Origin of the sequence: Martelella mediterranea, assembly GCF_021021415.1 — a bacterium.
Classification (GTDB): Bacteria; Pseudomonadota; Alphaproteobacteria; order Rhizobiales; family Rhizobiaceae; genus Martelella; species Martelella mediterranea_C.
Map to the genome: position 1 here is coordinate 1 of NZ_JAINWJ010000076.1, position 9,551 is coordinate 9,551.

At 63.3% G+C, this 9,551-nt stretch carries 8 protein-coding genes; all 8 read left to right on the top strand.

Translation table 11 applies throughout. The annotated features are described in order from the left end of the window. On the top strand, positions 1-3,669 hold a 3,669-nt coding region (locus tag K7H91_RS24880), incomplete at its 5' end, for a nitrate reductase subunit alpha (protein ID WP_230722858.1). Further along, a complete protein-coding gene (gene narH, locus K7H91_RS24885; protein ID WP_230722859.1) occupies positions 3,666-5,204 on the top strand; it encodes a nitrate reductase subunit beta in 1,539 nt (512 codons plus the stop codon). The genes K7H91_RS24880 and narH, both read left to right, overlap by 4 nt. Continuing rightward, positions 5,204-5,914, top strand: coding sequence for a nitrate reductase molybdenum cofactor assembly chaperone (narJ, locus tag K7H91_RS24890; RefSeq protein ID WP_230722860.1), 711 nt, complete (start codon positions 5,204-5,206; stop codon positions 5,912-5,914). The genes narH and narJ overlap by 1 nt, the downstream gene beginning before the upstream one ends. A gap of 10 nt (positions 5,915-5,924) precedes the next feature. Continuing rightward, positions 5,925-6,644, top strand: a complete 720-nt coding sequence (gene narI / locus K7H91_RS24895; protein ID WP_230722861.1) for a respiratory nitrate reductase subunit gamma — start codon at positions 5,925-5,927, stop codon at positions 6,642-6,644. Positions 6,645-6,650: 6 nt separating this feature from the next. Then, positions 6,651-7,556 (top strand): peptidylprolyl isomerase, encoded by a 906-nt coding sequence (locus K7H91_RS24900; RefSeq protein WP_230722862.1) that lies wholly within the window; start codon positions 6,651-6,653, stop codon positions 7,554-7,556. A 17-nt stretch (positions 7,557-7,573) separates the two neighbouring features. Beyond that, complete coding sequence (locus K7H91_RS24905) at positions 7,574-8,137, top strand: DUF2478 domain-containing protein (protein ID WP_230722863.1); 564 nt, start codon at positions 7,574-7,576, stop codon at positions 8,135-8,137. After that, positions 8,127-9,155 carry a GTP 3',8-cyclase MoaA gene (gene moaA / locus K7H91_RS24910; protein WP_230722864.1) on the top strand — a complete coding sequence of 343 codons (1,029 nt, stop codon included), beginning with the start codon at positions 8,127-8,129 and terminating at the stop codon, positions 9,153-9,155. Before K7H91_RS24905 ends, moaA begins: the two co-directional genes overlap by 11 nt. Before the next feature lies 1 nt (position 9,156). Beyond that, positions 9,157-9,551: molybdopterin adenylyltransferase (gene mog, locus K7H91_RS24915; RefSeq protein ID WP_230722865.1), on the top strand; the 395-nt coding region annotated here is incomplete at its 3' end.

Consider the following 9,551-nt stretch of genomic DNA (forward strand, 5'->3'; position numbering starts at 1 on the left):
ACCACCAATGAAAACCGCGACTGGGAAGACGCCTATCGCAAGCGCTGGCAGCACGACAAGATCGTGCGCTCCACCCATGGCGTGAACTGCACGGGCTCCTGTTCGTGGAAGATCTACGTCAAGGGCGGCATCGTCACCTGGGAAACCCAGCAGACCGATTATCCGCGCACCCGGCCCGACATGCCCAATCACGAACCGCGCGGCTGTTCGCGCGGGGCGAGCTACAGCTGGTACATGTATTCGGCAAACCGGGTGAAATACCCGCTGATCCGGGCGCGGCTCCTGAAACTGTGGCGCAAGGAACGCGCCGACAAGAGCCCGGTCGCGGCCTGGCGCGCCATTCAGGAGGACCCGGCCAAGCGGGCCGAATACATCAAGGTGCGCGGCCTTGGCGGCTTCGTGCGCGGCACCTGGGACGAGGTCAACGAGCTCATCGCGGCGGCCAACGCCTATACCGCGAAGAGGTGGGGGCCCGACCGCGTCATCGGATTTTCGCCGATCCCGGCGATGTCGATGGTCTCTTACGCGGCCGGGTCCCGCTACCTGTCGCTGCTCGGCGGCACCTGCATGTCGTTTTACGACTGGTATTGCGACCTGCCGCCGGCCTCGCCGATGACCTGGGGCGAGCAGACCGACGTGCCGGAATCGGCCGACTGGTACAATGCCGGCTTCCTGATGCTCTGGGGCTCCAACGTGCCGCAGACCCGCACGCCGGATGCGCATTTCTACACTGAGGTGCGCTACAAGGGCACGAAGTCCGTCGTCGTCTCGCCGGACTATTCGGAAGCCGCGAAATTCTCCGATCTCTGGCTGCACCCGAAACAGGGCACCGATGCGGCGCTTGCCATGGCGCTCGGCCATGTGATCCTGCGCGAATACCACCTTGACCGGACAGTCGACTATTTCGACGACTACTGTCACCGCTACACCGACATGCCGATGCTGGTGCGGCTGGTGAAGAAAGACGGCCGCTACGTGCCGGAACGCTTCCTCCGCGCCTCCGATTTCAGGGACGGTCTCGGCGAGAGCAACAATCCCGAATGGAAGACGGTCGGCTTCGACGCGAAGACCGGCGACGTCGTCGCGCCGCGCGGGTCGGCGGGGTATCGCTGGGGCGAGACGGGCAAGTGGAACCTCGAGCAGAAGGATGGGGCGGGCAGCGACATCGATCTGGTGATGAGCCTTGCCGAAAAGCATGACGGCGTCGAGGATGTCGCTTTCCCCTATTTCGGCAGCCGGGCCCACGACTATTTCGAAGGCACCGACCATGACGACATTCTGGCGCGCAAGGTGCCGGTTCGCCGTGTGGCGCTCGCAGACGGCGAGGCGGTGGTTGCGACGGTGTTCGACCTGTTCGTCGCCAATTACGGGCTTGACCGTGGCTTCGGCGGCGACAATGTCGCCAGCTCCTTTGACGATGGAACGCCCTACACGCCGGCATGGGCGGAAAAGATCACCGGCGTTCCGCGCGAGCAGATCATCGCGACAGCCCGCGCCTTCGCGGGCAACGCCGAAAAGACCAATGGCCGCTCCATGGTCATTCTCGGCGCCGGGCTGAACCACTGGTACCACATGGACATGAACTACCGCGGCATCATCAACATGCTGGTGATGTGCGGCTGTATCGGCCAGTCCGGCGGCGGCTGGAGCCATTATGTCGGCCAGGAAAAGCTGCGGCCGCAGACGGGCTGGCTGCCGCTCGCCTTCGGGCTCGACTGGCAGCGACCGCCGCGCCACATGAACTCGACCTCGTTCTTCTACGCCCATACCGATCAGTGGCGCTACGAGACGGTGAAGGTCGACGAGCTGCTGTCGCCGACCGCGCCGGAAGGTCCGTGGGATGCAACGCTGATCGACTACAATATCCGCGCCGAACGGATGGGCTGGTTGCCATCCGCGCCGCAATTGCGCACCAACCCGCTGGAGGTCGCCCGCGCGGCGGACGCCTCGGGCCAAAAACCTGCCGACTATATCGCCGATGCGCTGAAATCCGGTACGCTTTCCATGTCCTGCGAGGACCCGGACGCTGAGGAGAACTGGCCGCGCAACATGTTCGTCTGGCGCTCGAACCTGCTCGGTTCCTCGGGCAAGGGACACGAATATTTCCTCAAGCACCTGCTCGGCACATCCCACGGCCTGCTTGGCAAGGATCTCGGCGACGAGGGCCGTCAGGAGGTGAAGGAGGCCGTGTGGCATGACGAGGCGCCGGAAGGAAAGCTCGATCTGCTGGTGACCCTCGACTTCCGCATGTCGACCACCTGCGTCTATTCCGACATCGTGCTGCCGACGGCGACATGGTACGAGAAGAACGACCTCAACACCTCTGACATGCACCCCTTTATCCACCCGCTGACCAGTGCGGCCGATCCGGCCTGGCAGTCGCGTTCGGACTGGGAAATCTTCAAGGGTATCGCCAAGCGGTTCTCCGAAGTCGCGCCGGAAGTGCTGGGCGTCGAAAAGGATATCGTGCTGGTGCCGACCCTGCACGACACGCCTGGCGAACTGGCCCAGCCTTTCGACGTCAAGGATTGGAAACAGGGGGAGACCGATCCGGTGCCGGGCAAGACCATGCCGACGGTCGCCGTGGTCGAGCGGGATTATCCCAATCTCTACAAGCGCTTCACCTCCGTCGGCCCGCTTCTCGATAAGCTCGGCAATGGCGGCAAGGGGATTTCCTGGAACACCGAGCATGAGGTCGGCCTGCTCGGCAAGCTCAACGGCACGGTGACGGAAGAGGGGGCATCGAAGGGGCGGCCGCGTATCGACACCGATATCGACGCCACCGAGGTAATCCTGTCGCTGGCGCCGGAGACCAATGGCGAGGTTGCGGTCAAAGCCTGGGAAGCGCTCTCGGCGATTACCGGTCGCGACCACACCCATCTCGCCCTTCCCAAAGAGGACGAAAAAATCCGCTTCCGCGACATCGTCGCCCAGCCGCGCAAGATCATTTCCTCGCCGACATGGTCGGGGCTGGAATCGGAAAAGGTCTGCTACAATGCCTGCTACACAAACGTCCACGAGCTGATCCCGTGGCGCACGCTCTCCGGGCGTCAGCAGCTTTATCAGGACCATCTGTGGATGCGGGCCTTCGGCGAGGCCTTCTGCGTCTACCGCCCGCCGATCGATACCGGAACCGTGACGCCGGCGATCGAGGCGCGCCTCGACGGCCAGCCGCATCTGGTGCTGAACTTCATCACGCCGCACCAGAAATGGGGCATCCACTCCACCTATACCGACAACCTGTTGATGCTGACGCTGAACCGCGGCGGCCCGGTGGTGTGGATTTCGGAGCCGGATGCGGCCCGCGCCGGCATCGTCGATAACGACTGGGTCGAGGTCTACAACGCCAATGGCGCGCTGGTCGCCCGCGCGGTGGTCTCGCAGCGCATGAAGGACGGCACGATCTTCATGTACCACGCGCAGGAAAAGATCGTGAACACGCCCGGCTCGCCGCTGACCGGCCAGCGCGGCGGCATTCACAACTCCGTCACCCGCGTGATCCCGAAGCCGACCCACATGATCGGCGGCTACGCCCACCAGTCCTACGGTTTCAACTACTACGGAACCGTGGGCGCCAACCGCGATGAATTCGTCGTCGTCCGCAAGCTCGAAAATGTCGACTGGATGGACGATACCCCAAGCCTTGCAGGAAAGGAGGCCGCAGAATGAAGGTCCGCGCACAGATCGGCATGGTGCTCAATCTCGACAAATGCATCGGGTGCCACACCTGCTCCGTCACCTGCAAGAATGTCTGGACGAACCGCGAGGGCGTCGAATACGCCTGGTTCAACAATGTCGAGACCAAGCCGGGGATCGGCTTTCCCAAGGAATGGGAAAACCAGAAGAAGTGGAATGGCGGCTGGGTCCGCAAGAAGAACGGCCGGATCGAGCCGAAGATGGGCGCCAAATGGCGCATCCTCGCCAAGATCTTCGCCAATCCGGACCTGCCGGAAATCGACGACTATTACGAGCCGTTCGATTTCGACTACGGCCATCTCCAGACCGCCGGCGAGAGCAAGACCATGCCGACGGCACGGCCGCGCTCGAAGCTGACCGGCGAGCGGATGGAGAAGATCGAATGGGGGCCGAACTGGGAGGAAATTCTCGGCGGCGAATTCGAGAAGCGCTCGAAGGACGTGAATTTCGAAGGGGTCGAGAAGGAAATCTACGGCCAGTTCGAAAACACCTTCATGATGTATCTACCGCGCCTGTGCGAGCACTGTCTGAACCCCACCTGCGTCGCCGCCTGTCCCTCCGGCGCGATCTACAAGCGCGAGGATGACGGCATCGTTCTGATCGACCAGGAAAAGTGCCGCGGCTGGCGCATGTGCGTCTCCGGCTGCCCCTACAAGAAAATCTATTACAACTGGAATTCCGGAAAATCGGAAAAGTGCATCTTCTGCTATCCGCGCATCGAAGCCGGCCAGCCGACGGTGTGCTCGGAAACCTGCGTTGGTCGTATCCGTTATCTCGGCGTCATTCTCTACGATGCCGACCGGATTTCGGAAGCCGCCTCGACGGCGAACGAGCAGGATCTCTACGAGGAACAGCTCAAGGTGTTCCTCGATCCGAACGATCCGGCGGTCATCGAACAGGCCCGCAAGGACGGCGTGCCGGAAGACTGGCTGAAGGCGGCCAGAAACTCGCCGGTCTACAAGATGGCGATTGACTGGAAGGTGGCCTTTCCGCTGCATCCGGAATATCGCACCCTGCCGATGGTCTGGTACGTGCCGCCGCTCTCGCCGGTCCAGTCCGCTGCCGAAGCCGGCAAGCTCGGCCTCGATGGTGCAATGCCGGACGTCAAGTCGCTGCGCATTCCGGTGCGCTACCTCGCCAACCTGCTGACGGCGGGCAAGGAAGAGCCGGTGGTGAACGCGCTGGAACGCATGCTCGCCATGCGCGCCTATATGCGCTCGAAAACCGTCGACGGCGTCGATGACAACGCGATTGCCGAACGCGTAGGCCTCACCGGCCGGATGATCGAGGACATGTACCACGTGATGGCGATTGCCAATTACGAGGACCGTTTCGTCATCCCGACCACCCATCGCGAGGTCTCCGAAGACGCCTATGACGTCCGCGGGTCCTGTGGCTTCTCCTTCGGCAATGGCTGTTCCGGCGGCAACAGCGACACCGAACTCTTCGGCGCCGGACGCCGCAAGATGGTGCAGACGCCGACCGATATCTTCAAGGAGCAGGTCTGATGAATATCGCCCTGAAAATCACCTCGCTGCTTCTGTCCTATCCGGAGAAGGAACTGCTGGATGATCTGCCGGAACTGAAGGCGGCGCTGGCGTCCTCGGCGGTGCCAGAAGCCGTTGCCGTGGCGCTCGGAAGGCTGATCGAAGATCTCACGGGCCGCGACCTCTACGAGGCCCAGGAACGCTATGTCCATCTCTTCGACCGCACCCGCGCGCTGTCGCTGCATCTCTTCGAACATGTCCACGGCGAAAGCCGGGATCGCGGCCAGGCCATGGTCGACCTGATGGCGCTTTACGAGACGGGCGGTTTCGAGATCGACGCAAAGGAACTGCCGGACTACCTGCCGCTGTTTCTGGAGTTTCTCTCCACCCGCCCCAGGGCCGAAGCGGAAGACCTTCTCGGCCAGACCGCGCATATCACCGAGGCGATCGGCGAGCGGCTGAGGAAGCGGGAATCCGTCTACGCATCGGCCTTTGCCGCGCTCTCCCTGCTGTCATCGGCCGAGGCCGACCAGAAGCTTCTGAAGGAGCTGATGGCCGCACCCGAAGACGACCCCGACGACCTCAAGGCGCTCGACAGCATCTGGGAGGAAGAAGCCGTCACCTTCGGCGGCAATGCCGGCGAGGGCGCTTGCGGACCGGACCGGCTTCGAACCCGCATGCGCGCGGCAGAGCGTCAACCCGGCGATGTCGCCGGACCTGTATCGCATTAGGAGACAGACCATGTCAGCCTATCTCAACACACTCGTCTTCGGCATCTATCCCTATATTGCGCTCACGGTGCTGATCCTCGGGACGGTCATCCGCTATGACCGGGAGCCCTATTCGTGGCGCTCCGGCTCATCGCAACTGCTTCGGCGCAAACAGCTCATCTGGGGCTCCGTGCTGTTTCACCTCGGCGTCCTGGTCATCTTCGCCGGCCACGTCGTCGGCCTGTTGACGCCGATCTGGGTCTTCGATGCGCTCGGTATCAGCCATGGTGCCAAGCAGTTGCTGGCCGTGGTCGCCGGCGGCATTGCCGGGGTTTTCGGCATCGTCGGCGCCACCCTCCTGGTTCACCGCCGGCTGTTCGACGCGCGGGTGCGGGCTGCCTCTACCTTCAGCGACACGATGATCATCATCCTGCTCTGGCTGCAGCTTCTGCTCGGCCTCGGCACGATCCCGGTTTCGCTGCATCATCTCGACGGCCATGAAATGGTGAAGTTCATGAGCTGGGCTCAGGGCATCTTCACCTTCAACTTCGCCGCCTCGTCCTACGTCGCCGATGCCGCGTGGATCTTCAAGGCGCATATTTTCCTGGGCCTCACCATCCTGCTCGTCTTCCCCTTCACGCGGCTGGTGCACATGCTGAGCGTTCCGGTGCGCTATATCTGGCGGCCCGGCTATCAGGTCGCCCGGCAAAAGGGCGATGGCGCGCGCATCAACGGTAAACCGGCGGAGTAACGCGAAATGGTCAATCTTTTCACACCGCAACAACCCAAAACCACCGGTGCCGGCCCCGAACCCGGCAGCGGCTATCAGGCCGTCGACACGAAAATCCCGCCGAAAGCGCGACCGGTGTTTTCCGAAATCTCGGTCAACGGCGTCGCGATTGCTGAAAGCGCGATCCTCGCCGAGGCCCAGAATCACCCGGCTGACAATCCCGGCGCGGCGCTGAGGGCTGCGGCTGAGGCGCTCGTCATCCGCGAACTGCTGCTGCAAAAGGCCGCAGAGGAACAGGTCACCGGTGCGCCGGAGACAACCGTCGACGGCAAGACCGAAACCGCCGAGGATGCGAAGATCCGGGCACTGATCGAGATATCGGTCGACGCGCCTTCCGCCGATGATGCCGAATGCCGCCGGTTTTATGAAAACAACCGGAGCCGCTTCCGCTCCGAACCGATCTTCGAGGCGCGCCATATCCTGCTTGCCGCAAATCCGGCCGACGAGGCCGCCCGGCGGCAGGCGCGCGCCGAGGCCGAGCAGATGATTGCGGAGCTTGAAGCCGGCACCGTTCGCTTCGGCGAGCTGGCGCGGGCGCGCTCGGCCTGTCCGTCGGCACAGCAGGGCGGCAATCTCGGCCAGCTTTCGCCGGGTAGCACCGTGCCGGAATTCGAGGCGGTGCTGATGCGGCTGCCGGAAGGCGAGGTGACAGGTTCGCCGGTTGAAACCCGCTATGGCTTTCATATCATCCGCATGGATCGCCGGATCGAGGGCGCGCAATTGCCGTTCGAGGCGGTTAAGCCGCGCATCGCCGCCTGGCTGGAGGCTGCCTCCTGGTCGAAGGCTGTTCAGCAGTTCGTCGCCGTTTTGGCGGCGGAAGCGACCATCGAGGGCATCGAGATCACCGGCGCCGATGGGCCGCTGGTGCAGTAAAGGCAAAGGGTTTTGTGATGGTCAACGCGGAAACAGAGACGGGTGAAAGCACGTTGCTCGCCTATATCCCGTTCATGCAGGATGACGCCGCCGACCGCGTTCTGGAAGCGGCGGCACTGCAGTTGATTGCAAAGGGGCATCGCGTCGAAGGCTTCATTCAGCATGCCGAAAAGGACGAGGGCCAGTGCTGCGGCGCGGTCGATCTGGAAGACATCGCCACCGGCAAACGCTGGCAGATCATGCAGGCACTTGGCGCCCATGCGCGCGGTTGCCGGTTGGATTTCACCGCGCTTTCGGACGCGGCCGTTTTTGCCCAAAACCGGATCGGGACGCAGCCCGACCTCCTCATTCTCAACCGTTTCGGCAAGGGGGAAGAGCAGGGCGGCGGGCTGCGCTCGGTTTTCGAGGCCGCCTTTGTGGCGGGCGTGCCGATCCTGACCTCGGTGAAGCAGCCCTATCTCGATGGCTGGTTCGCCTTTTCGGGCGATCTGTCACAAGCTTTGCCGCCCGAAACGGATGCTGTCCTGAAATGGAGTTATGAAGCTATTGCCCGGGCGAGGCAGGTGCGCGATGCGGCATGAACGCGCGATAAGAGAGGCCGTGCCGCGTCCGCTCGTCGACCGTTTCGGCCGCACCGCGACCTATCTCCGGCTTTCGGTGACGGATCGCTGCGACCTGCGCTGCACCTATTGCATGTCCGAGAACATGACCTTCCTGCCGCGCCGCGACATTCTCGACCTTGAGGAGCTCTACCGGCTGTCCCGCATCTTCATGGCGCGCGGGGTGCGCAAGATCCGGATCACCGGCGGCGAGCCGCTGGTGCGCAAAAACATCATGACGCTGTTTGCCATGCTCGGCGCGGACCTGAAGCGCGGCATGCTCGACGAGCTGACGCTGACGACCAACGGCACGCTGCTGGATCGTCATGCGGACGCGCTTTATGCCCATGGCGTGCGCCGGGTCAATGTCTCGCTCGATACGCTCGTTCCCGAGCGCTATCAGGCGATCACCCGCTGGGGCCGGATCGAGCGGGTCTTCGCCGGTCTGGAGGCGGCGCAGGCAGCAGGCCTCAGGGTCAAGATCAATGCGGTTGCCATGCGCGGCGCTTTCGAGCAGGAGGTGGATGACCTGATCCGCTTTACCCATGAACGCGGCATGGACCTGACCCTGATCGAGGAAATGCCGCTTGGCGAAGGGCGGCATGATCGTCGGGAGAGTTTTCTGTCGTTGTCGCAGTTGCGCGAAACGCTTTCCGAACGATGGACGCTTCAGCCGCTTGCCTTGAAAAGCGGCGGCCCGGCGCATTATGTGCGGGTCGCGGAAACGGGCGGCCTGCTTGGGTTCATCACGCCGCTTTCCTGCGGATTCTGCGCCGCCTGCAACCGCGTGCGCGTCAGCGCCACCGGCGATCTTTACACCTGCATGGGCGATGAAGGCCGGGTCGGTCTCAGGGGCTCGTTGCGGGCGAGCGATGACGACATGCCGGTCGATGCGCTGATTTCGCGCGCGGTGGCGATGAAGCCCGAGGGGCATGCATTTTCGATTACGAAGACCCGAGTCGAGGGCATCGGGCGGACGATGTCCGTGCTGGGAGGCTAAAATGCTGATCGTTGCACTGACCATTTCCGATCGCGCCAGCCGGGGCGAATATGAAGATCAAAGCGGCGCCATGATCGAGACCTGGCTGGCGGAAACCATCACGTCGTCCTATGCTCTGAGCCGCGTCATCATACCGGACGGGGTTGGCTCCGTGCGGAATACGCTGACGGAGCTGTGCGATAATGTTCGCGCCGACCTGATCCTGACAACCGGCGGCACGGGGCCTGCGCCGCGCGACGAGACGCCGGAGGCGATGCAGGCGGTGATGCAGAAGGAACTGCCGGGCTTTGGCGAACTGATGCGGCGCATCAGTCTGGAACAGGCGCCGACGGCCATCCTCTCGCGCCAGACCGCCGGTGTGCGCGGAAAGAGCCTGATCGTCAACCTGCCGGGCCG

What these genes read in the sequence shown, in the direction of transcription:
- narI (WP_230722861.1), top strand. Translation starts at nt 5,925, where the DNA reads ATGTCAGCCTATCTCAACACACTCGTCTTCGGCATCTATCCCTATATT.
- K7H91_RS24905 (WP_230722863.1), top strand. Translation starts at nt 7,574, where the DNA reads ATGGTCAACGCGGAAACAGAGACGGGTGAAAGCACGTTGCTCGCCTAT.
- moaA (WP_230722864.1), top strand. Translation starts at nt 8,127, where the DNA reads ATGCGGCATGAACGCGCGATAAGAGAGGCCGTGCCGCGTCCGCTCGTC.
- narH (WP_230722859.1), top strand. Translation starts at nt 3,666, where the DNA reads ATGAAGGTCCGCGCACAGATCGGCATGGTGCTCAATCTCGACAAATGC.
- K7H91_RS24900 (WP_230722862.1), top strand. Translation starts at nt 6,651, where the DNA reads ATGGTCAATCTTTTCACACCGCAACAACCCAAAACCACCGGTGCCGGC.
- narJ (WP_230722860.1), top strand. Translation starts at nt 5,204, where the DNA reads ATGAATATCGCCCTGAAAATCACCTCGCTGCTTCTGTCCTATCCGGAG.